Annotated in this window: 19 protein-coding genes and 1 pseudogene; 14 read left to right on the forward strand and 6 right to left on the reverse strand. The window is 37.8% G+C overall.

Features of this window, described 5'->3' with window-relative positions; genetic code table 11:
• Positions 1 to 3 precede the first annotated feature (3 nt).
• From U5907_03800 to U5907_03865, 14 genes and pseudogenes are all read left to right on the forward strand, one after another.
• Positions 4 to 1,233, forward strand: coding sequence for an ATP-grasp domain-containing protein (locus U5907_03800; protein ID WRQ33774.1), 1,230 nt, complete (start codon positions 4 to 6; stop codon positions 1,231 to 1,233).
• Positions 1,234 to 1,292: 59 nt separating this feature from the next.
• Positions 1,293 to 2,360: an NAD/NADP octopine/nopaline dehydrogenase family protein gene (locus tag U5907_03805; protein ID WRQ33775.1), complete on the forward strand. Its 1,068-nt coding sequence runs from the start codon at positions 1,293 to 1,295 to the stop codon at positions 2,358 to 2,360.
• A gap of 117 nt (positions 2,361 to 2,477) precedes the next feature.
• Positions 2,478 to 4,340, forward strand: coding sequence for a hypothetical protein (locus U5907_03810; GenBank protein ID WRQ33776.1), 1,863 nt, complete (start codon positions 2,478 to 2,480; stop codon positions 4,338 to 4,340).
• A 231-nt stretch (positions 4,341 to 4,571) separates the two neighbouring features.
• Positions 4,572 to 5,674 (forward strand): IS3 family transposase gene (locus U5907_03815; protein ID WRQ33777.1). Its coding sequence is split into 2 segments (ribosomal slippage): positions 4,572 to 4,833 and positions 4,833 to 5,674, totalling 1,104 coding nucleotides; the frame shifts between segments, so codons are not numbered across the junction.
• 114 nt (positions 5,675 to 5,788) lie between these two features.
• The gene (locus tag U5907_03820) at positions 5,789 to 6,985 is read left to right on the forward strand and encodes an aminotransferase class I/II-fold pyridoxal phosphate-dependent enzyme (protein WRQ33778.1); all 1,197 of its coding nucleotides are present in this window, start codon (positions 5,789 to 5,791) and stop codon (positions 6,983 to 6,985) included.
• 370 nt (positions 6,986 to 7,355) lie between these two features.
• Positions 7,356 to 8,486 carry an ATP-binding protein gene (locus U5907_03825; protein WRQ33779.1) on the forward strand — a complete coding sequence of 377 codons (1,131 nt, stop codon included), beginning with the start codon at positions 7,356 to 7,358 and terminating at the stop codon, positions 8,484 to 8,486.
• An 8-nt stretch (positions 8,487 to 8,494) separates the two neighbouring features.
• Positions 8,495 to 8,845, forward strand: a pseudogene (locus U5907_03830) (sugar transferase).
• Between the two features lie 766 nt (positions 8,846 to 9,611).
• Positions 9,612 to 10,676 (forward strand): hypothetical protein, encoded by a 1,065-nt coding sequence (locus tag U5907_03835; GenBank protein WRQ33780.1) that lies wholly within the window; start codon positions 9,612 to 9,614, stop codon positions 10,674 to 10,676.
• A gap of 332 nt (positions 10,677 to 11,008) precedes the next feature.
• Positions 11,009 to 12,289, forward strand: a complete 1,281-nt coding sequence (locus U5907_03840) for an ATP-binding protein (GenBank protein WRQ33781.1) — start codon at positions 11,009 to 11,011, stop codon at positions 12,287 to 12,289.
• A gap of 2 nt (positions 12,290 to 12,291) precedes the next feature.
• Entirely contained in the window at positions 12,292 to 12,909 is a 618-nt protein-coding gene (locus U5907_03845) for an RloB domain-containing protein (protein ID WRQ33782.1), read from the forward strand.
• A gap of 12 nt (positions 12,910 to 12,921) precedes the next feature.
• Positions 12,922 to 14,505 carry a plasmid pRiA4b ORF-3 family protein gene (locus U5907_03850; protein WRQ33783.1) on the forward strand — a complete coding sequence of 528 codons (1,584 nt, stop codon included), beginning with the start codon at positions 12,922 to 12,924 and terminating at the stop codon, positions 14,503 to 14,505.
• Complete coding sequence (locus tag U5907_03855; protein WRQ33784.1) at positions 14,480 to 15,499, forward strand: hypothetical protein; 1,020 nt, start codon at positions 14,480 to 14,482, stop codon at positions 15,497 to 15,499. The genes U5907_03850 and U5907_03855 overlap by 26 nt, the downstream gene beginning before the upstream one ends.
• 449 nt (positions 15,500 to 15,948) lie before the next feature.
• Entirely contained in the window at positions 15,949 to 18,885 is a 2,937-nt protein-coding gene (locus U5907_03860) for an alpha/beta fold hydrolase (protein WRQ33785.1), read from the forward strand.
• A 20-nt stretch (positions 18,886 to 18,905) separates the two neighbouring features.
• Positions 18,906 to 19,241, forward strand: coding sequence for a hypothetical protein (locus U5907_03865; protein WRQ33786.1), 336 nt, complete (start codon positions 18,906 to 18,908; stop codon positions 19,239 to 19,241).
• A gap of 103 nt (positions 19,242 to 19,344) precedes the next feature.
• On the opposite strand, the gene U5907_03870 is transcribed toward U5907_03865, so the two are convergent.
• The 6 genes from U5907_03870 to U5907_03895 all read right to left on the reverse strand — a co-directional run bounded on the left by U5907_03870 (position 19,345) and on the right by U5907_03895 (position 24,369).
• Entirely contained in the window at positions 19,345 to 20,604 is a 1,260-nt protein-coding gene (locus U5907_03870) for a hypothetical protein (GenBank protein WRQ33787.1), read from the reverse strand.
• 45 nt (positions 20,605 to 20,649) lie between these two features.
• Positions 20,650 to 22,104, reverse strand: a complete 1,455-nt coding sequence (locus tag U5907_03875; protein ID WRQ33788.1) for a toxin-antitoxin system YwqK family antitoxin — start codon at positions 22,102 to 22,104, stop codon at positions 20,650 to 20,652.
• Between the two features lie 50 nt (positions 22,105 to 22,154).
• Positions 22,155 to 22,673, reverse strand: a complete 519-nt coding sequence (locus U5907_03880; GenBank protein ID WRQ33789.1) for a hypothetical protein — start codon at positions 22,671 to 22,673, stop codon at positions 22,155 to 22,157.
• Positions 22,674 to 22,685: 12 nt separating this feature from the next.
• The gene (locus U5907_03885; protein WRQ33790.1) at positions 22,686 to 23,210 is read right to left on the reverse strand and encodes a hypothetical protein; all 525 of its coding nucleotides are present in this window, start codon (positions 23,208 to 23,210) and stop codon (positions 22,686 to 22,688) included.
• A gap of 270 nt (positions 23,211 to 23,480) precedes the next feature.
• Positions 23,481 to 24,083 (reverse strand): YiiX/YebB-like N1pC/P60 family cysteine hydrolase, encoded by a 603-nt coding sequence (locus U5907_03890; GenBank protein ID WRQ33791.1) that lies wholly within the window; start codon positions 24,081 to 24,083, stop codon positions 23,481 to 23,483.
• Positions 24,064 to 24,369, reverse strand: coding sequence for a hypothetical protein (locus U5907_03895; protein ID WRQ33792.1), 306 nt, complete (start codon positions 24,367 to 24,369; stop codon positions 24,064 to 24,066). Before U5907_03895 ends, U5907_03890 begins: the two co-directional genes overlap by 20 nt.
• Between the last annotated feature and the right edge of the window lie 45 nt (positions 24,370 to 24,414).

Genomic DNA, 24,414 nt, shown 5'->3' on the forward strand with positions numbered 1-24,414 from the left:
TGAATGAAAAAGAAAGTGATGGTGCTAGCTGGTGGGAACGACCAGATTGCGTTAATAGAAGAACTTAGACTTTTTTTCCATGGCTATGTCGAAATAATACTTGTTGATGGTTCCGACAAAGTACGTGCTATCCCCTATGCCGATAAATTTCTGCATATCAGCACAATGGACAAATCAGCAGTATTACGAGCAGCTCGCAAAGAAAAGATAGCATATATATTGACAGCATGTGGTGATCAGCCTCTATCAACTATGGTATATGTTGCAACAGAAATGGGTCTGCCCACATACTTAACAGATCAAGATGTGCGTGACTTGACCAATAAACGATTTATGAAGGAAAAGATGATCAAGTCTGGTATACCAACAGCCAAGTATATTTATATTAATAAAAATTGGGATGGAAAACTCCCTGACTTTGATTATCCCCTAGTTGTAAAACCAGTAGATAGCAATGGCTCCAAAGGAGTAAAAAAGGTTTTTTCGCCTTCAGGGCTTAAACAGTCACTTAAAGAATCTTTCCAATATTCTTTATCTGGAGATGTTATCATTGAGGAATATAAAGCTGGAGTAGAGTTATCGATTGATTTATATGTTGAAGGGACATCTGCAAAACTTCTTTCTATCACAGCATCTAAAAAGATATCTGAGAATAAGGATTCCTTTACTATTGTTCAAAGTTTTTATCCAGCACCAACTGATTTCAATGAAAAAAGGGTACTCGAAATATGTCAGGCAATTGTAAATGCCTGGAATCTTCATGACACTCCACTTCTTGTACAAATGATCCATAATGGAAATCAATACAATGTTCTGGAATTTAGTGCTCGCATGGGAGGTGGATCAAAATATCGGCTTATACAGGTTTTGTCAAGTGTTGACATTATGAAAGTTTATGTTGAAATGATTATGGGGGGGAAACCTTACGTTACACCACAAAAACAGTATAATTATGCTATTATGAACTATGTATACTGCTATCCGGGTATTTTCAAATCTATTGAAGGAATTGACACATTAATGTCTGATGGAATTATTCTCGACTTCTTTAATTACAGAGTATCTGGATCATTAATTGAAAAGTCAAACACAAGTAGTGATAGGGTAGCTGGCTTTGTAGTTGTAGGCGCATCTAAAAAAGAAGTTGAAAAGAAATTAGAAAAAGCTAATAAAGCACTAAAAGTATTAAACGATGAAGGTAATGATATTATGCGGCATGATTTACTATCATAGCGTAGGATACATTTAGCTTACGTCTTCCAAATATAAATCAATTTAAAAATCAAATCCCAATGAAAACATGTGTAATAGGTACAGGTAATGGAGGACAAGCGATTGCAGCTTGGCTTTCATCGCAGGGCAATACTGTGTCATTATATGGTCGTAATTCCGACACTATCTCGGCATTATCGTCACGTGGAAGTATTCAGTTGATTGGGGCAGTTACAGGAGTTGGTCCCCTATCAGAAGTTACTACAAATATACATAAATCGGTTTCCGGGGCAGAATTAATTATGGTAGTAACAACTGCTAATGGTCATGGTTCCATTGCTGAGCAAATAGCTGGCGATTTAACTAATAACCAGATCATTATCTTGAATCCAGGACGTACAGGTGGGGCTTTGGAATTCCAACGTGCGTTGGAGGCAAATGGGTGCAAGGCCCGTGTTTACGTGGCCGAAGCGCAATCACTGGTTTATGCATGTCGACTAGTAGAGAATGGCATAGTCAACATAATTGGAGTGAAAGACAAGGTATTACTATCTGCTGCCCCAGCTTCTGATACATCTTTTGTATTGGAAAAAATTTCTACAATATATCGATGTTTTTGTGCGGCAGAAAATGTACTTCAAACTTCTTTGGAGAATATTGGTGCGATATTTCACCCGTGTGTTCTCTTGTTCAATGCAGCTACCATTGAGCGTAACGATGTATTTTGGTTTTACAGAGACATGACTCCAGAGATTGCCAATTTCATTGAAGAATTTGATCGCGAACGCTTGGCGGTAGGAAAAGCATATGGAATAGACCTCCTTAGTGTAAACGAATGGATTAGTTATGCCTATCCAGACACAAAAGGCACAACACTTTGTGAAAAAATGCGGAGTAATCCTGCCTATTACAATATTAAGTCGCCTTCATCGTTATATACTCGTCAGTTAACAGAAGATATCCCTACTGGTGTTCTTCCTATTATGGAGCTTGGGGAAGTAGCAGGAGTTGATGTATCTCTACTCCGCTCTATGGTTGATATCTGTAGTCGTTTATTAAGAAAAGACTTTCGTAAGGAAGGGCGCACTCTCAAACGATTGGGCTTGGACGGATTGTCAAAAGATGATATTATAAAAAGACTATCCTAAGAGCATTCAATTGTGAAAAAATTTGCTACTCTACGACAGAAGTTTAAAGGCAATTTATCATAAAATCATACATGCATCAAGGGGTGAAAGAGGAGTGATTAATAAAAATTGTAAACAATGAAAAAGAAAATAAATTGTTCCGACGTCTTCGGGTTCGTCAAGCCACTGGTTGATATTCATACATTAGGTTTATCCACTATCGCAAATCTACTTATGGATTGTGGTTATAAAGTATATATTGCAAATAATGATGTCAACGAGGCTGTTCAGAATCTCCGGAAGCTCAATAATTATGGATTATTTAAAAAGTGGATACTTGAAAAGCATATTACTAGACTAGGTGTTAGCTATCGACTTGACCCTGTTGAAGGATATAACTACTTTATGTCCATATATGAACATCTTCTTGTAGACAAGATGTTTACTGCAGATGGTGGTCCTTTGACCCAACTTATTTTTGCTGGTTTGCCAGAAACCTCTATTCGAGTTAAAGAAAACACTAATAGTACAGTTATTGTTTTCCCTGGAAACGAGACTCCAATTGAATCTTTGACAAAGTTAAATGTACCGCAAGAATACCTTCCTAACGAATTAATTCAGGATAATGCCTATGACAATATGCGATGGGATTTCGCCAAGAAACTTATTGAATCCGGTAAATGGCGCTTGGAGTCGTATCAAGACCATTACGGTTATCCATCATGTGGCTCAAATAGGGATCGCTATGAAGACCGATTGAATTATGCCAAAACAAAGAAATCTTTACCCATTATCCGTACTCATACTGGCCCATACAATCCAGATCGTTTGGAGGCATTAAAGGAGTATAATTCATGGGTAAAGGACCTTGCGCAGTCTAAATTATTGGATGTTCTTTCTATTGGCAGTTCTCAATTAACTCAATCACATTTTGGGGAAAATTGGAAAGACATGCCTAATGGAGGTGGGGTTCCTGTAAACTCCGATGTAGAATATAGCATTATCCGTGATAATGCTTATCCGATGCTAGTCCGTACCTATTCTGGAACCAAGAATATACCTGAACTTGCTAGAATTCATGAGCGCTCTCTCAATATTTCATGGCATGCCTTGTCATTCTGGTGGTTCAATGAATTAGATGGTCGTGGAAATAGCACTTTGTTGGACAACTTGAAGGAACATTTTGAGACGGTACGTTATGCTGTTTCTACTGACAAACCGGTTGAACCAAACGTACCACATCATTTTGCTTTTCGTGGAGCAGATGACATCACTTACATATTATCTGGTTATCTTGCTGCAAAAGCTTGTAAAAAAATGGGGTTGAGGCACTTGATACTCCAAAATATGCTTAATACCCCTAAATACACCTGGGGCTCTCAGGATTTAGCAAAGAGTCGAACAATGGTTAATCTTGTCCGTAGTCTTGAAGATACTAATTTCAAGGTTAGTGTTCAAACTCGCGCAGGTCTCGATTACTTTGCTCCTGACTTGGAAAATGCCAAGATTCAGTTGGCAGCGGTAACTTGTTTGATGGACGATATAGATCCCGGCAATAATAACAGTCCCGAAATCATCCACGTGGTCAACTACTCAGAAGCCGTATGTCTCGCTACACCTACTATTATCAAAGAAAGTATCCAGATAACTCTTTCAGCCCTTCACGAGTACCGTCTTGCCCGTAAACTTGGAAAAATTCCCGTTATGAGGTTTAATCCAGATGTAAAGGAAAGAACCGACTCGTTATATGAAGAATGTCGTGCATCAATTGAACTCCTGGAAAAAGCAATCCCTAATCTATACACTCCTGAAGGATTCTATAAGGTATTTGTTGAAGGATTTCTCCCAGTTCCTTATCTGATGGACCATAATCGTAAATACCCTAAAGCTACACAACACAAAACAGCTATAAAAAACGGTGGTATTCGCGTTGTAGATGATGAAAGTAATATCATCTATACTCCGACCCGATTCAAAAAGATTATTGAACAAATGCAGTAATCTTTATTGCATTCCTCTGATAATAAAGCAGCAACTGTTCCAAATAGTCTTTTCTGTAAACGGATTGATAATCGAAATATTCATACCCAAAAACATTTTGTAGAACTTTCTACAAAAACTGAAGCATTTAACAGGTTAATGTGTCGGACCCCCTATGAGTGTCGGACCCCTCTGAGTAGGACAGTGACTCTTTAGACAAATTTCAATAAATTTGTAAAGAGAAACGACAAGATGAAAAAGACAAGAATTAGCGAATCACAGATTATTAAAGCTCTCAAAGAGTATGAATCTGGCACATCAACAGAGATTATTTGCAGGGAGTATGGCATTTCAAGAGCTACTCTCTATCTGTTGAAGAAGAAGTATTCCGGGGTTGATGTAAGCCAGCTTAAACGATTAAAAGAGCTAGAGGAGGAGAATCGCCGGCTTAAGCATATGTATGCTGAACTATCAATAGATAACAAGATACTAAAAGAGGTCATTGAAAAAAAGCTCTAAAGCCCGAAGCTAAACGAGCAATAGTTGAAGAGATAGTATCGGAAAACGAAGCCAGCATCATTCGGGCGTGTAGATTACTAAATGTTCATAGATCCAGGTACTATTACAAAAAGAAGAGAGATGATAATGAGGTCATTGAAGCGATAAGGGAAAAAGCTGAACATTCAAAAGATGGTTTTTGGAAGATCTACTGCAGACTAAGGAATGATGGATATCCTTGGAACCACAAGAGAGTTTACAGGGTTTATAAATTAATGAATTTGAACTATAGGAGGAAACTAAAACGCAGACTGCCAAACAGAGAGAAGGAGACACTTTTAACGCCTAATGGGAAAAATATAAGTTGGTCTATGGACTTCGTTAGCAATGTTCTGACAAATGGAAGGAGATTTAGAGTTCTGAATATTATTGATGATTTTAACAGAGAGGCCGTTGCAATGGAAATTGGAACATCAATGCCAGCTGAAAGAGTGATCAGGATAATGGAGAAAGTAACCTGGTGCTATGGTAAACCTGAAAGTATAAGAGTTGATAATGGTCCTGAGTTCATTGCAGAGACATTTAAATCGTGGTGCAATGGTAACGATATTAAGATTAAATATATCCAGCCAGGTAAACCAACGCAGAATAGTTTCATCGAACGCTTTAACGGAAGTTACAGAAAGAGCATTCTTGATTCATACCTTTTTGACAACCTCAATGAGATTAGGGAATTAACCGAGCAGTGGATGGTAGATTACAATGAACACAGACCCCATGAATCCTTAGGTGATATATCACCTAAGGCCTATTTAGAAAAGATGAAATTAAACGAAACTATTAAAGAAGCAATTTAAACCAAAAAGTCTAATAAGTTAATGTACTAAAATGGGGATTTCGACAAAACGGGGATTTTGACATCAGTAAATTGAGAATATCATAATTATATTTTTTAATCCTTTAACTATCACATGATAAAAAAAATCTGGCTCTCACTGGCCCATATGGGCGGTATGGAGCAAAAATTTATACAATCGGCCTTTGATACAAACTGGGTAGTTCCGCTCGGCCCAAATGTGGATGGATTCGAAAAGGATCTGGAAGCTTATATCAGCGGCGATAAACATATAGTGGCTCTGAGTTCGGGAACGGCGGCTATACATCTGGCGCTTATTCAGTTGGGAGTGCAGTCGGGGGATGAGGTAATTTGCCAATCCTTTACTTTTAGCGCAAGTGCTAACCCAATTAAATATGTTGGGGCAACGCCTGTATTTGTGGATAGTGAGGAGGAGACATGGAATATGGATCCAAAGCTGCTTGAGATTGCAATTGAGGATAGGATTAAGATAACAGGTAAGAAACCTAAGGCGATTATTCCGGTGCATCTTTATGGAATGCCGGCAAAGATGGATGAAATCATGGGAATTGCCGACAGGTATGGGATTCCGGTACTTGAGGATGCGGCCGAGGCTCTGGGTTCAAAATATAAGGGAAGATGCTGTGGTACTTTTGGGGAGTTTGCTTGTCTCTCTTTTAATGGAAATAAGATAATAACTACTTCGGGTGGTGGGGCTCTGGTTTGCTCTAATGCCGAGGCCGCCGGTGTTACAAAGTTTCTGGCTACTCAGGCTCGTGATAATGCGCCGCACTATCAGCACTCTCATATTGGATATAACTATCGGCTTAGCAATATCTGCGCCGGAATTGGAAGGGGGCAGATGTTGGTGCTGGATGAGCATATCTCCGCAAGAAGGGAGATAAATAATAAATATAAAAAGTTGCTGCAGGGCTTACCAGGGATATCATTCCTTACAAACCCTTCAGATGAATTTGAATCAAATATGTGGTTAACCTGTATATTGGTTGACCCTAAAGTTACCGGCTTCACTCGTGAAGATTTAAGATTAGCAATGGAGGCTGCAAACATTGAAACCCGGCCTCTTTGGAAACCGATGCATATGCAACCTGTGTTTGAAGAGGCACCGTTTTATGGACACAACGACAGCAGCTGCTTTACCAGCTTTAACAAAGACTCAGATATAGAACCGGAGAGAGAGAATAGCGTTTGCGGACAGTTATTTGAGAAGGGATTATGCCTTCCCTCCCACCCTGGTTTGAGTGACGAAGATTTGGAGAGAGTTGTGGGGGTGGTGAACACCTTGCCATAGTTTTTGGCAAGTAACGCAATCTGAGAGGGTTGCGTTTTTAAGAATTTGGCTATTTAACATAATTATTATTGTTGGAGGTAAGCGGAAGGGGACACTTTGCCACAGTTTTTGGCAAGTGATTGATAAATAAAGATATCCTATTCTACCCTTAATATGTTGGACCAACATATTAAGGGTAGAATAGGTGGGACCTCGGCCTCTGCTGGTGCAGTACCTTCCGCTATATACCGAGAGGCAGGCGAGGGGGTCCAACACATTTAATAATTTCTTTGCAAATATGGAATCCTATTCCATATTTGCAAAGAAATTCAAAAATATAAATGTATCTTTGTGTATGATACGACGAGAAATCAGCAGTCAACTGCAGAAAATGGCAACCAAAATGCCTGTTATATCAATTACAGGTCCACGCCAGTCCGGGAAAACCACATTGGCCCGGATGTGTTTTCCGGAATATAGTTATGTAAACCTTGAAAGTCCGGATGTGTACGAAGCTGCTGTTTCTGATCCGCGTTTGTTCTTGTCGCAATTCCCCAGGGGTGTTATTATTGATGAGGTGCAGCGGTTTCCCGCTCTGTTTTCTTACATTCAAACTATGAGCGATGAGCGGAACAGGCCGGGAGAATATGTTTTGACCGGATTGCAAAACTTTCTGCTTTCTGAGAAAATTTCACAAAGTCTGGCAGGCCGAGTTTTTGTTACCCATTTGCTCCCTCTAAGCGTATCGGAGTTGCGCAGCACTGATGAAGTGAAGTCCACCGATCTGGAGGCGACTCTATTCAGGGGATTTTATCCGCGTATTCATCAAATGGATATTGAACCCGAATTATTCTTTCCATCGTATATCCAAACATACATTGAACGCGATGTACGACAAATAGTGAATGTCACTAATTTATTTCTTTTTCAGAAGTTTCTCCGAATAGCAGCAGGCAGAGTGGGGCAACTGCTTAATTACAATAACATAGCCAACGAGGTAGGCGTCGATTTGAAAACAATTAAATCATGGTTCTCTATTTTGGAAACTAGTTTTATCGTCTTTTTTCTTCAACCGCATCATCGCAATTTCTCAAAAAGAATTCTGAAAACACCCAAGCTCTACTTTTACGATACAGGATTGGCATGTAGCCTGCTAGGAATACGAAAAAAGGAAGAGCTATCGGCTCATTGGGCTAAGGGTGCATTGTTTGAAAATATGATTATTGCAGATTTAACAAAAGAGTATTTGAACCGATGTATTACTCCTCCTATCTATTTCTGGCGAGACTCTTCCGGCAATGAAGTAGATTGCCTGATAGATACCGGCGACAAAATCCAATGTATAGAGATAAAATCGGCTACCACCATATCATCCGATTTTTTCAAAGGGCTTGATTTTTATCGCAGGTTAAACTCAGAAGCAGAACCAATTTTAATATACGGTGGCGACACAAACGGCGTTCGGAAAAATGGAAAAATCCTGGCCTGGAATAATTCCGGCGAATTGACATCTTTAAATTAAAAATGTTGGTACGCTCTTTGTCCATTGATGAGCTTCCTCAGCTGATAAATGTACTGAAGGGGGATATGAGCCTGGTGGGACCTCGGCCTTTGCTGGTACAATACCTTCCGCTCTATCCCGATAGGCAGGCGAGGCGGCATGAGGTGAAGCCGGGAATGATCGTATGGGCGCAGGTGAACGGGAGGAATGCGATATCGTGGGAGCAGAAGTTTGAGTATGATGTGTGGTATGTGGATAATTTGAGTTTGTGGCTGGATATAAAAATTCTATTTTTAACTTTTAAGAGGGTCTTTTTCAGGGATGGGATTAATGCGGGGAGTGATGTAAAGGAGCACCTTGCCACAGTTTTTGGCAAGTAATTGATTTTCTGTTACATAAAAAGTACATTTTTCCTCAAGCACCAATTTTTGCAAAAAAATGGTTGAAGCAATTATCTCTATATCTGACACTTGCCAAAAACTGTGGCAAGGTGCCTTCCCGCCCCCAGGCGCAGCCCCCCCTGCGCAGCCCCCTTGCTCACCCCCCCCTGCTAACAGAACAGTGATGGCGAACAGCTAAACCGGCGGAGCACCGCTTAAACCGGCCGGAACCGGCCGTATAAAATGCGAAGCACCATATAAACTGGGCGGAAGACGGTGAATTGGGTTTGAGTGGGATATTCGTTTATCTAACTGATAATTTAATGATAAAAATTGATTTCTATAAAAGTTATTTCCCGCAGCGGAAAGGCGGGTTATTTCCCGCTCATTTAGCAAGCTCTTTAGTGGCTTGCAGCGCGCGGGAATAACCCGGGCTGCGAGAATAACTTCAGGGGAGGCGCTGTAACTTGTTGATTTTTTTGTTTATTGACACTTTATCCGAGGGCTCACCCCTCGGATAAAGTGTTAATGCATTGAAATACATTTCGTTGCAGCGACACGGGGTGTGAGGGTTTTTCTGCCAAAAGGCTAGACACTGCGGAGCACCGAATAAATTTGCGGAAGGCAATGCGGAAGGTGGGAAAGGCGAACGAAGGAGCCCACAGGCTCGCCTGTGGGCTGGCACCTTGCCACAGTTTTTGGCAAGTAGTTGTATTTCTGGTATTTGCGAACAGCATTTTTTGACAGCATCTGCGTTTCTCAAAAAATGGTTTCTGCAAATCACTCTAAACCTGATACTTGCCAAAAACTGTGGCAAGGTGCCCGTGGCAAGGTGCCCGCGGCAAGGTGCCTCCCCCCTCCCCGCGCCAAGGCGCCTCCCCTCCCCGCAGCAAGGTGTGGATTTTTTTGTATATTGCGGTTGAAATTTGTGGGAGGGATTGTGATGAGGGATTTTTCGTCTTTGGTTGGTGCGGCTGATAGGGCTATCTTTTCTGTTGGTAGTGAGAGTTTAGCAAGTGAATTTAAGAATCTGAAAATCAGGGAGGAGCCCAGGCGGGTTCAGGTCGGGTTTTTCCATGTGTGGATAAGGGGGAGTAGTCGGTATAATGTTTTTTACAATACCGATGATTTTGTCGGCTTTCTGGAAAGGTGCGACAGGGCGGCAAAAAATAATAAAACCTTTGTGTCGGCGTTTGTACTGATGGACAATCATGTTCATTTACAGATATATACGCATTGCCTGAATGATTTTATGAGGTCTTTGCTGATGAGTTTTAATCAGTGGTATAACCGGCGGAAGGGGCTCAGCGGGCAGCTTTTCAACAGTCCGTTTTGTAGCAAACTCATTGATGATGAGGATTATCTGAGGTATAATTATTTATACATACTTACCAACCCTGTGCGGGCGGGGATTTGCGAAAATATAACGAAGTATCGGTGGAGTTCGTATCATTTCACGAAGAAGGGGTATTATAATTACTTGAGTAAGTTTTTGGATATTAATTACTTGGTGAATGATTTTTTGTTTAAGTCTTATAGTGACTTGCATGCCGGTGCCGAAAAGCATTTGAGGGATTGGTGGTCTGCTGAAGAGGCCGGGAATGGTGTTAAAAATTATTCTAAGGAGCTGATTCGGCCTACTGATAATGAAGTCGCTAAGTACCTGAATTTCATTTTAAAAGGGAAGAGTCTGAGCGATATTAGTCGTAGTGAACTTGTTAAAACGATGCAAATTCTCCGGGAGCGAGGCGGGGCAACATATCGGCAGATCTCAGCCGTTACCCGAGTGAGTTTTTATGATGTGATCAGGATGCTGAGGGGGGAGCGGTGAGAGGCGGCCCGCCGGGGGGGACCTTGCCACAGTTTTTGGCAAGTAATTGTTTATCTGAAATTTGCGAAGAGCATTTTTTTGACAGCATCTTCGTTTCTCAAAAATGGTTGCAGTAAATAGCTCTAAACCTGATACTTGCCAAAAACTGCGGCAAGGTGCCTGCCCAAGGTGGGACTTGACTTGACTTGACTTGACGTCAGATTAGACATGACAAAACTTCATGTTATATTTGTATTTTTTGTATTTTTTATACATTTTTCATGTTTTCAGCATTGCTTTTATCATTTTTCTTTTCTATTTTTGCAATATAATTACATTAACCAGAATTAGCCATGATACTTGAGTTAAAATTCAAGAACTTCCTCTCTTTTAAAGATGAGGTAGTTTTTTCATTTGAAGCAACATCCGATAAATATCTTGAAGACTACTATGTTGCAGAACCGGAACCTGGTGTCAGAATCCTCAAAATGGCCATGATATACGGAGCAAATGCATCTGGCAAGAGCAATGTATTGCACGCCTTTGATTTCGTTAGGAGCTTTGTTAAACGAATCCCTACTCAATCTGAAAAGTCTACTGAATTTATTCCTTTTAAATTTGTTGATAATCAAGACTTGCCTGGTAGCTTTGATATGATTTTCTATATTGAAGGTACTAAATACAAATACTCCCTCGTTTTAGATGAAGAAAAAGTTCATTCAGAAATACTCCATTATTATCCCGGGACTCAACCTGCAATTATTTTTGAAAGAACTTTAGATATTAAAAACGATACTTCTATCCTAAAATTTGGCTCAAAAATAAAGTTGTCAGACCAGGCAATTGAGGCAATACAACTGAAAACTTTAAAGAATATGTCTGTATTTGCGGCATTTACACAAGTGAACATTTCGTTACCTCAATTAAACATTCCATTGAATTGGTTTAGAAAACAATTTATGCCAATGATTGATCCATATTCATCACTAACAAATTATTCAGATAGTTATATTAAAAAGGACGAGAGAGTTAAAAATCAAGCTCTTGACTTTATCAATAAGGCTGATTTTAATATATCTGCTGTTTCTTTCAAAAAACAAACAACTTGGCTGGATGATGAAGTCTTAAAATTGATAGAAGCTGGCTCAATGCCTGATGAACAAAAACATAAACTTCTAAATGAAAAGGCTATTCATATTGATAAAAGACTCTTTGAACACAAAATCATAATTAATAACAAAGCAAAATACTATTCGCTACCTGATGAACTTGAATCAAAAGGTACATTGAGATATTATGGATTGTCTGCACCGTTCTTTAATGCTATTTCTAATGATTCATTTTTATCAATTGACGAAATTGGAACAGCATTACATCCATTGCTTGTTATGCATTTTTTGAAAGAATTCTTAAAAAAGTCCAATAAAGCACAATTGCTATTTTCAACTCATAATGATTCTCTTTTAAGTGAAAAAGATATTATTAGGAAAGATGCCATCTGGTTTACAGAAAAAGATAAGCAAGGAATAACTTCTCTTTATTCATTATCGGACTTTAATATCCGGAAAGAGTTATCTTACTACAATGCATATAAGCAGGGTAAATTTGGGGCAATACCTAATTTAAATGAATAGTTATGGCTAGAAGATCTCAAAGAAGAGAGACAAGGAAAACCTTTGTCGTACTCGGAGACGGAATCACTGAGCAATACTACTTAAAGCATTTAAAAGAAATTAAAGGCTATAAGTATTCAATCCGTCCATCACTTTTTGAAAGGATAAATTTTGAAAAGGCCGAACGGATTATTGATGAATATTTGTGTGGAGGCTGCAATAATATTATTTACCTGACTGATTATGACACAATAATTAATCAGAATAAACTATATGATTTCAGGGCATTTAAATTAAAGTATTCCGCCTTTCCAGAAGTTCTAATATGCGAAACAATGCCCAGTATTGAATTTTGGTTTTTAATTCATTACGAATATACTACCAGTGAGTTTAGAAATTCTGGCGAAGTAGAAAGAAGGCTTAGAACATATATTTCTGATTATTCAAAATCAAAATCATTCTTAGAATCAAGAAGATGGGTAGAAAACCTTATGGCAGACAATAAACTTGAAAAGGCAAAAATAAATTCAAAGAGAATTATTAAACGAATGAGGGAAGAAGTACGTGGCCCCCATTTTGCTTTTTCTGAAGTTCATAATGCTATAAACCTATTTGAGAATAATGAAGAATCGGCAAGATAAAAAATGAATATTATGGGCGATTCAATGAAAGTATTGCATACAAACAGGTGGCTTCTGCAGCCGCATATTATTGATTTTATTATTCACAAAACATTTATCAAGGATGGACCTATTCGGCTTAACAAACTGTCTGCGGAGGAGTATTCGGCGATTCCTCTTTTCAGACAAGTTAAGTCTCTTTGCTCAATCGTTAAAAGCGAAGGCTATGTTAAATTAACGGCAACCGGGAATCTCCCGTTAAGGGTTGTTACTGAAATGTATAAACTTGGCGTTCCGTTTTATTATTATGAAAAGTATCCGACTCGGCTACGGAAGGAGACCGATTCAGGTACAGTGCATTTTGCAAGGCTGGTTGCCGAGATAGGCGGGCTGGTGAAGAAGAGGGGTAACAGCTTAACAGTAACAAAAAAAGGAGAAAATTGTCTGCTTGATAACCACCTTTTATTGCAATCCATACTCGTAACTTTGGGATACAAATTGAGCTGGGCTTATCTTGATGGATATGAGGATAAAAGAATCGGCCAGTATGGATTCGGCTTTTCGTTGATGCTTTTTGCTCTTTTTGGTGATGAGATAAGGGGCGGTCAATTTTATTCTAAAATTTATTTTGACGAATTCAGACATTTGTGTTATAGTGAAAGGGACTACACCTGCTATGCGTTCAGAACTTTTGACAGATTTATGGAAAATTTGGGGTTAATCAATATTGAGGGAGACAGATTCTGTTTTATGAAAGATGGATATTTGGTGAGTAAAACTGCTCTCTTTGACAAAATGATCACCATAGATGCCAACTTTGGTAAAATTGCATATGATTCTCAGTCCGGAACTCCTCTTTATAAATTTAGAATTACCATCATTGACTCTATACCAAAAATATGGCGTGAATTTATTGTCCCTTCCGATATTTCACTGGAACAATTTCACATTGTTATTCAAACCGTTATGGGTTGGACAAATAGCCATCTACACGATTTTATTAAAGGTGACGAGAGATATTCAAAAAAATATTCTGACTTTTTGGAATATGATGATTTAGGTAACATTGATTATGAAGGAATAAGACTCTGTGATTTAGTTCATAATGATTGCCGGTATATTGAGTATCTGTATGACTATGGTGATAGTTGGAGACATAAGCTTGAACTAATTGAGGTTATTAATGGTAGTGAGGAGTTTCTAACCGGCAATGACGGGTTTCTAACTTGCACAGCCGGTGAAAGGCGCTGCCCTCCTGAGGATTGCGGCGGAATAAGAGCATATACCCAAATTCTTGAAATTCTTAAAGACCCTGACAATGAAGAGTACGAAGAATACACAACCTGGCTCGGAGATAATTTTGATCCAGAGCACTTCGACTTGAAATCTGTGAGGGAAGAGCTTGCCGCTCTTTTAGACCTTGCCGCAGTTTTGCTCTTGCAAATTCAGGCCGGAAATTGTAGCTTGCAGAAAATCTCTGTCAAAATGTTTAAGATCAAACTAATGAAAAGCGAATCGGCCTTACCTGCGGGTGGGCAGATTCCTCCGGCTAAGGGGCAGACTCCTCCGGGTGTCCATTTTGTGGAGGAGAGTGGTCCGGATTTTTGGAGGGGGTGATTCGGCCCCGCTAAGCTATACGCTCTATTATTGCATATTCCTCTATTTTGCGAACGGAGGGTCTGAATGTGTGGTGGTCTCTGCGGGGGGGCTTGAGGGGGAGCGATATGCAGACGACCTGATAAAGGGGCTTTGGGCTTTGAAGGCCGACAGTAGTGCTGCGATTGTTGCTGTTCCGGAGGCTGTAATGTTGCCTAAAGTGGGAGATTGTCTTGCTGTTCAGAGGGAGATGCTCAGGTTTTGCGGAGAGAGTAATTATATGAGGTTTGCGATTCTGGATGTTTATGGCGGTGATGAGGAGATGGATACTTCTGTGAAAGAGTTCCGGGCCGGGATTGGGAATTCATATCTGGATTGCGGTGCGGCATATTTTCCGTGGGTTAAACTGCCTCTTTACAGAATAAACTCTGAGCTGATTCTGCCTGCCTCTCCTTTGGTTGCGGCTATTTATGGCAGGGTCGATAACTCCCGCGGGGTGTGGAAGGCACCGGCAAATGAGTCGGCCCGCAATGTGACCGGATGCAGTTTCAAACTTAGTCAGCCTCAGGTTTTGAATCTTACATCTCCTTCTGATGGTGGTGTTAATATTAATTCAATTATTCTTTCTCCGGGTAAGGGTGTTTTATTGTGGGGCGCGAGGACTCTTATTCCTGATGCTGTGCCGACTCGTTATATAAATGTGAAAAGGACTCTCGGTTTTTTGAAGAGCACTATCTCAAGCTCTCTGAACTGTTTCCTGTACGAGCCAAACACTCCTTCCACCTGGAAAAACATCGAAAAGACTATTGGTGCATATCTTGAGGGTTTCCGGCTCCGGGGAGGAGTTTATGGCCATAGCTATGCCGAATGCTTCAGGGTTTCTGCCTGGTCGCCGGCTGCGGCGACAGCGACTGCATCGACTGTGGCGGCGGCGCCTGCATCACCAGCGGATCAGACCATCCTCGTTAAAGTGGAGGTAGCCCTGGTCAAGCCAGGTGAGTTTATTGAGTTGTGAAGGAGGCGGGTGCAAGATAGCACCTTACAAACTTGGCGGGAGGCGGTGAGGTTTGACAGTGACATTCGTCTATCTAACAGGTTGTTAGATATTTAAAAATTGGTTTTTTAAAAAGTTTTTAAACACTCGATTTCTAATTGCTTGTTATCTAAGCACATAAACGAATATCCCTGTCAACACACTCTGTTGCGGGGAGGAGGCATTATAGGGTGTGTGTGTTAAACATTAATTACCGTCAATAATCACAGATAAACTACGAATAACATTGGCATAGTAAATTTTTTGTTAAAATTTTCTATAAATAATACTGTATTTTAAATTAAAATATTAACTTTAATAGCTGATTTTCAGTTACCAATAGCTCTTTTATTGCCCCAAAAATTAGCCGCTCGGGCTCCAGTATTGTTCCTGCAATTCTAAATTCATTATTTTATTTAATATTAAACACTATGGGTGTTGTAAAATTTTCATTTCAGAGAATTTTATCTTTTGTGATAATTCTCTTTGTGTTGTCTTTTTTATCTTGTAAGAAAGAGCCGGTAATTTCTTTACCCTCTCTCTCAACAACAGAGGCTTCTAGTATTACAAATGAGTCTGCTTCGAGTGGAGGGCAGATTTCAAATGATGGTGAAGCTGAAATATTATCAAGGGGGGTTTGCTGGAATACGAATCCAAATCCCACTACTGATAACGGCAAAACTTCTGATGGCAAAGGGAGTGGTTCATTCACTTCTGACGTAAGGGGGCTCTCTCCCGGTGTTAAATATTACCTTAGGGCTTATGCAACTAATTCTTTGGGAACCGCTTACGGTAATCAAATTGAGTTTTCTACCGAGTCCAGGCAGCCTGAGAAGTTTATAACAGCTTCTGTCGGGGGAACGATAACCACATACGAGTCAATTAAACTTGTGATTCCTCCTAATGCACTTACTAAAGATGGTATCGTTTCTATCGGCAGAACAGGAAACGAGCCAACAACAATGCCGAATAATCGGCTTGCCGTAACAGGAGTGCCCATTAGCCTAAAATTACCATCGGATACACTTAATAAACCGCTTATATTGTCATACCCTATTAATGAGAACATAGCTGATACAGCCTTGTATTCAGCCTATGCTTTTAATGGCACCTCTTATCTTCCATTAAAATGCAGTATTAAAGACAAAGTTGTTACTGTTGAAATTGAGTTTAACAAGATAGGTTCAACACCTGCCGGGACTAAGAGTGTTCTTGGGTATATTACAATTATTGGTGCTATGGTATCGCAGAATGCTGCCACTCTTTTTGGAGAGATGGGTTTAAAGGAGGTCAGTATAAACAACGGAAAGATGAGTTTGTCTCAAATTAATACTCAAAACATAACTGCTGACACAAAAATTCTGTTAATGATTCATGGTTGGTGCGGATGGCCTTCTACTTGGGAGTATTTTGCTAATCTTATTATGAACGATAATAGTGTCCTGAAATATGATAAGTTGTGGACTTTTGGTTATAATTCGTCTAAGCCGATTGATGACAATGGAGAGATTCTAAAAAATTTACTTCAGCAAAATGGTAATGGTGCCGCTATTGATATAGTTGCACATAGTATGGGAGGCTTGGTTGCAAGATCCATGATTGAGAAGAAGAGTGGTGCAAATTATGTTTATAGATTGGTTACTTTAGGAACTCCTCATAATGGGTCACCTCTTGCTGCATTAAGAGATGCAATTGGGTTAATTGTAGCTAGCGGAAGTTCGCTTGCACAGCTAATGTATAATTACGCGACAAGAGGTTTTGATGATTTATACACAAACTCGGACTTTATCAAGTCTTTAAGTACTTCTCCAAATACCAATGTGCCATACTATGTCGTTGCTTGTAAAAATAGCGTAACATCTCCTTTCATTGACGGGGAGGATGATGGAGTTGTATCTGTTGCAAGTGCGTTGGGCGTAATTAGTGCTGAGAAACCTGAAACCAATCTCATAATTCCTGTTTTTCTGGCTCATTTGGAGATGCGGGAGAGGGAAAGCATCTATCTGCAGGTAAAATCATTTTTGTTGAAGTCCAAGCCTGCGGTCAGTCTTTCTCAGATTGTTAATATAACATATAAATCTGCAAATATTACTGGAACAATAAGCAGCAATGGAGGCTATCCTATTACTGAGAGTGGGCTATACTGGGGAGAAAATTCTGATCCTCTAAATAATGGTAACAAAATAAAATTTAATAATAATACCGGACCTTTTACATCTATACTAAATGGGTTATCTCCAAGCACAAAATATTACATTGTAGCTTTTGCCAGAAATAAACTTGGGATATCGTATTCAGAAAAGATATCTTTCACTACTTCTCCTCTGCCTGCAAATTCTATCTATGTAACCTCTTTGCCACCGGGAGCAAGTATCTATTTGAACGGAGCAAATATGAATTTATTAACCCCTAATATTATTAATTCAGTCAACCCCGGAACTCATCATATTAGAGTATATAAATATGGTTATAACGAGTATAATAAAACTGTAACCCTTGAGACAGGCTCATCGGCATCTATACATGCAAACCTTGGGAATCCTTTGCCCCCTTTACCATTCTTTACAATAACAAATCCTTCTCAAAATATCAGTTACTCCCGAAATGTATTAACAGTTACCGGAACAGTTGTTTTAAAGAGTGCAACAGGTGCAACAACAGCATTTACAGGGAATAAGGCAATATTGACTTTAAACGGGGTGGATCAGGAGATTTATGTTAATAACGGAACTTTTAGCCAGGAGATTTTGATAAAATCCGGCCAAAATAAATTGAGATTAAGGGCTAATAGTCCAAACGGGGACACCGGAACTAGTGAGGAGATTGTATTCAACGGGGAATTTACAACACAAGACATTCAGATTCTGCTTAGGTGGAATAATGGAACCACTTATAGTCCAAAAGATGTAGACTTGCATGTTTTTGACTCATACAACAGACACACATACTGGCTTTGTACTGATAAATATAGTGATCACTCCGGTTATTATAATGCTATCTCTGGCATGATTCCTGGGAGTAATCTGGATTTTGACAACATAATTGGTTATGGTCCGGAAACATTCTCTTTAAACAGGAGTACAAATACAGTGTATACTGTTAAGGTTCATTTTTACCAGGGATATGATGCTTATAATCCCACTGATGCAAATATCCAGATAATCCTGGGTGGAACCGTACTGAAAACTTATGGTCCTTTCAGGTTTAGGAATAGTTATGCCGATACAGACACTTATTATGAAGACCCCGACTGTTGGTGGGATGTCGTGTCGTTCCGATATATTAATGGTGAATTTACTATCGTAAATAGTGCACAGACAAATAATAATGAACACACAAAAAAAACCTATAAAAAGGACTTAAAATAATAATCTTAAATTTTAATCTTATGAAAAAACTTCTTTTGCTTACTTTAGTATTGTCTTCGTTGTTCTTTCTCTCTTGCCAGAAAGAGAGCATAAAACTTTCCGGCACTGAATGGAAGTCTTTTGATGTTGATACTCGTTATGAAGAGTATATTTTAATTAAATTCAAAACAACTACATTTGAGATGTGGTATAAGGATATTGGAGATCCCATATTTATGGGATATCAAGGAATATATACTACAACAGACAATACTCTTACCTTGATGAAGGACGGGAATGAGCTTGTTGGAGTTATTAATAAAAACATTTTAACTTTTTCAGAAGACGGGGAGATATATACATTTACTAAGCAGTAGATATAAGGTAGTACCTGGTGCTTTTCATCAACATTATTGTTAAATAAAGAAGAGAGCCTCGCGGCTCTCTTTTTTATTCACACTGATTCTTAATTTTTTTTCTTTATTGTTTATTATTAATCGATTCTTCCATTTTCCTAACACTTCTCTGAATAGAAAGAAATGCCAGGAAAGTTCCTACAAATACAATCAAAATAATGCCCAAGCCTATTCCGGCTATACTTTTCATTCTAAGATTTTCCTTAGTTAACTTTCTAGAACTATACTCCATTTGTGCAATTATCTGATCCTCTTCAAATTTTTCATCTATTTGCCTCACTAATTCTTCATAATCAGTATCAATTTGCCTGATTTTCATATTTCTTGCATCATTCTTTCTAGCAAAAACAATATAATATTGAGAAAGTATGGTTGCCTGATTTTTGGGATCAATCTGACTTAACATTTGTATAAAAAGATCTGTAGCATCTTTCAATAAATTAATGTTACCATCAAAATGTCTATTGTAACCATTTATCATTAAACTTAATGTTTGGTATTGCTGAGCAGGAGCAAATTTATCAGCTATGCTTGTAACATATTCAATAAAAGATATACCATCGGCCCTCCTGTTACAAAAATTTAAAAGCATTCCAATTATCTTTATATTGTCATCAATATTAAGATCAATTTTTTTTGTAATTGGCACTATCGCATTCAAAGCATTGTTATTTAAAGAGAAGTCCTTTATAACATTAGAAGTAATTTGATCAAGAGACTGAATCCTTTTGCTTTCAGGAATGTTTTTCAGAAAATTAACATAACTCTTAAGTTGATCTCTTTTTAAGTAATAATTATTGGCATTAGTTTTAACATATGAGCTGTTTATTCTATCCATTAACCCCTCTTTTGTTATAACCCATTTGCGATAAATTTCTCTTTGATAGAATTCCCAGTATGCTTCTCCCTTAGGGTATATATAGTGTCCTTCACCTTCCCATTTATATTTTGAGGGAGGAATAAGTATCTTTAAAGTATCAACAACAGCATCATATTCTGTTTTTCCTCTCAAATCCTCTTGGGGTTTAACTTCTTTAGTCTCTTCCTGTATTTCTGTTTCTGCAGCATAACTTGGTTGAGCTGGTGGTAGTTTTTTTATAATTAATTCATTTAATGAAACAGAAACAGGTGAAGGGTATTCTACCTTCTCAGGATAAGGTGTCTTTTCAACCTTTGGTGATGAAGGAGGTATAAGCCCCCATAAGAAAACCAATAACGAAATAACAATGGCGATGGATGCTAGTGCAATAATCAGATGCCAGATTATAAGTGAAACATTGAATACATATTTGTTTTCAATTTTGGTAAAATAGTTAGTTTTCATTTGCTTATGTTTAAACTGATTTATAACAAGTTTTTAATAAGGGCATTACAATGTTCCTGTCATAATACCTAGAAACCCTATCCCCACAAGAAGGGCAACTCCCCCAATACCTTTAAGAACCCTATTCGTTGTTTTGTTTGCACCATATCTCTCTTGGACTACCCTCCTGCCATTTTTATAAACGCCAGCTACTTTTGGCTTTCCATTAGCATAATTTTCGTGAAAAGCTCCATTCTTCTGATTAAGAGAGTACAAGTAAGAACTTATTTCGAGTCCATTGTTGTAATTTGATTCTGAAACTATACCTCCCCTTTCATCATAGACAAAATATTGTCCGTCTACTACTTTACCATTTTTATATTTCATTGAACTAAGTACCTGTCCGTTTTTATGCCATTTTGTGTGACTTCCTTCTATTAAGGAATTTGCAAGGAATTTTTCCTCTTTATTCTGGCCGTTATCATACCACTCTTTGAAGTCTCCATTTATATTTTCTCCTTTGTTAAATACAATTTCAGATTTCTTAGAGCCATTGCTATAGTATGCTTTCCAGAGACCCTCTTTCAAGTTATTATCAAATTCACCCTCCTCCCACGATTTATCTGAAAAAGTAACGATAAATTTCCCATTCTTAACTCCAGATGTCCATTGCCCTTTGTATAATATTCTGCCATCCAGGAGCACACCATTTCCGTTTATTTTATCATTAGAAAACTCACCTTCCCATAACAGTTCTCCATATGAATTATATTCTTTTCCAAATCCCTCCCGAATATCATCTTTATATTCTCCTTCAAAAGAGATTTGTCCATTAGAGAATCTCTCAATCCAAAGCCCATTTTTACGATTATTTATAATTTTTCCCTCCTCTTTTTTGATATTTGAGCTATAATCATGATAGACGGTAAGTATTTTTTCAACAGTATTATACTTTGATTGAATTACCCCCGATCTTGCTTTAATCTCGATTATCTGAATTCCTTTATCGTCGTATTCTGAATAAGTTCCATCCTTAATTTTATCATCGAGATAATCAATAGCTAATTTAAATTGTCCATTTTCATAGTACTCCGAGCATAATCCAACTTTTTTCCCCAGCTTATAAATAGATTTTTTATTAATTTTCCCATTGTGATAAAATTCGATAAATTCTCCATCAAGTACATCCTGCCTGAAATTGGCTAATATTCGTTTTGTGCCGTTTTCATAGTAATCGATATGCAATCCATCTCTTAGTCCATTAATGAAGAGTCCTTCAAATTTTGTATTTCCGTTATCAAAATACTCTGTAAAATTTCCGTTTTTCAGGCCATTTCTAAATTGTCCCAGCGCTTTCTTTGTCTTTATATCAAAAAGAATTCCTGTAAATAATTCATTATCTACATAAGCCCTACCATTTCTGTAAGTAATATCATTAACTGTTGCCGGTTTTAAGTCTTGCTGAGCTGCAGCGGGGCATTCTAAAAGAAATACCATTAATATTGTAAATATTAGTCTCATAGCTATTAAGTATTAAGTTAAAAAATATTGTTATTAAGATATATTGTGATTTAAACTTTAGTTTCCATCAACCCCTCTTGAATCTTAAGCCATCCGAAAACGCTTACAATTAAAATTACTATTGAGAAGAATGACACTATCAATCCTGTCATCGGGAAAAGGTCTATGAAATTCACAAAGCCGGCGCCTATGGAAGCGCCTAAAAGCAGACCCGCTCCGTTGATTCCGTTAACTCCGATAACTGCCGATTGTTTTAAAGAGACAAATGCCATTATTTGCATTATGTAGGCGATTATGAACAGAATTCCGGTAAGTATTCCGGTCAAGGGGAAGAAATTTATTAAACCGGCAACTATTGATAATATTACGGAATTAAAAAGCAAACTCATCCCTTTGTTTCCCGGCTCGTCCAAATTTGTTTTTAATCTGGACAGGCCGATAAGCATCATTATCAGCCCAAAGAGTGTTATGATTTTAAGCTGCCACACATCGGCAATGAATATGAAATACTGCAATAGTGTTCCTACCAGTACATATGATACTGCTATAACTTTATCTTTCGTTTCCATACTATAGTATTATTAAAAGTTTACTCCTATTCGCAAATTAATAAGATTGGGGGACTCATAAGCCCTTAAATCGGTTTCAGTGAAATACTGAAACTGAAGTGCTATATTTAAGAAATTAAGGAGTTTAACTCCAACAATGGGCGAGATTGTAAAAAGAGGATCTATTTTGTTTTTTGCAAAGAGTGCCAATCCTGTTTTTAAGCCGGCATAGAAAATATTTCCAAAATAATAGTTGGCGCCTAATGTGACTGGAATTATACCAAAACCGTCGTTTAAATCGACAAAACTGTCTGAAAAATACATCAAGCCTGTATTGAAATTCACCCCAACCTGAGGTAACAGTCTGTACTCGGCATTTAAATCTAATCCTAATGATGGAAATTCATCTGAATAGTAGGAGGTAGACACAATACCAACTCCAATGTTAAGGCCAACTCCAAATGAGAGTTTTTTAATGTTTGAGGATGATTGCGCATTTGAGGAATTTACAAATAAGAGGAGCAGAACAGTGGAAATTAAAGCAAGTTTAGTTTTCATAGTGTAAGTTTTTGGTTAGAAGTTTAATGAATAATAAATGGATATTCCTTTATTATTATTTCAAATGCATATTATATTGTTTTATTAAGCTGCTTTACAAAACGGAGCCGAACGGCTATTTTCAAGAGAGCAGGTGGAAACTGAAAATCAGCTATTAAAATTAATAATATTTATTTCTATAACGAATATTTCCAACCTACTATTTATCACGAAATTGTAAAATATTCCATTTTATACTTTATTGTGATTTAGAATATTATATTATGATCTTTAGTTGGCACCTCTTGTTACTACTATTTGAAAGGAATCTTGCTCTAAAAATTTATAAGGATGAAAAGGCTTGTCAATTTCAAATCCAGTTAAGAAGAATGGAGATACTTTTCTGTAAATTATCCAAACTAATTCGGAACAGTATATCTGAGACTGGTCTCTGTTATTAAAGTCATAATCAAAAGGGACATTTAAATGTCTGAATCTGGAAATTTCTTCAGACAATATCTCTTTTTCGGTCTGATTTAAATTCGACAATCTAAGCACAGTGTATTTATTCACATCACTTAAATCAATAAACTTTTGAATTTCATCATATCTTATACCATTCTCTTTTGTCCCATCCGGAGTTGAATGCAAGACAAATATTTTATTATTCTCACATATTAATATACCTATATGGGAGTAATTATCCAACGAGAAATTATTTATATTTATTAACCTGCTATAAAAAGATTGGCCGCAAGTTATTATTATATCATAACTTTTGAAATAGGTAATATCATTCTCATTTATCTCAATTTTGTGATTTTTTAAACTGAAGATAAATAGAAAAACAAACAAAATGATGGATGTAACTAAACTAGTTTTTAGCGGTTGCATTCATTGAATCAATGATATAACCTAATATCGCACCAATAATTCCAAAAACAACTACTCCAAAAAAGACATTAATAGCTAAATCGCCTTCACTTAAAATATCTCCAAAGTTTTCCATGTACCCACCAATTCCACCAACTTTTGCTCTTACCATTTCTGATTGAAAATAGTAGCTCAATGGAATGCCAATTAGAGCACCCACAATAGCAAGTAAAGTAGTCATTTTTCTGTTTGATCCAGCACCACTCTGTTCTTCTGGTGTTTGAATTTGATTATCTTCTGTTCCCATAACAAACCATTTTTATTGTGTTTATAAAATGTAAATTCAACTTAA

Source organism: Bacteroidales bacterium MB20-C3-3, from assembly GCA_035609245.1.
Lineage (GTDB): Bacteria > Bacteroidota > Bacteroidia > Bacteroidales > UBA932 > Bact-08.